Source organism: Microbacterium sp. CFBP 8794 (assembly GCF_014841235.1).
Classification (GTDB): domain Bacteria; phylum Actinomycetota; class Actinomycetes; order Actinomycetales; family Microbacteriaceae; genus Microbacterium.
The window spans coordinates 1-268 of sequence record NZ_JACYTT010000017.1 but is presented as its reverse complement, the minus strand read 5'-3'; the positions used below and the strand labels follow the sequence as shown (position 1 = coordinate 268).

At 42.5% G+C, this 268-nt stretch carries 1 protein-coding gene; it reads left to right on the top strand.

Annotated features, from left to right (window positions below):
* Nucleotides 1–41: 41 nt before the first annotated feature.
* Nucleotides 42–268, top strand: a 227-nt coding sequence (locus IFU19_RS17175) for a hypothetical protein (protein WP_441004781.1), incomplete at its 3' end; no start/stop codon positions are given.

Sequence of the window (268 nt, the reverse complement as noted above, 5' to 3'; positions counted from 1 at the left end):
TTTGTTTACACGTGGATGCGTACAATATTGGAGTGTAGGAAATAGATTGTATCAGCCACAACGAATTTCTTAAATACTACAGAGTTTTCCTCAATGAAGCGCTGATGTGCGTTTACCGGTACATGAGCCGTTTGTGTCGGGATGTATTACGAACCCTGAGGAACACAGGCCGCTTGCATCCTTACGTTTCTATTGCGATAAATGACCGTCAGAAGAGTGTTCAAATTGTTTGTGTTGGCGGAAGGATAGTGAGGTTGTATGTTTTCGT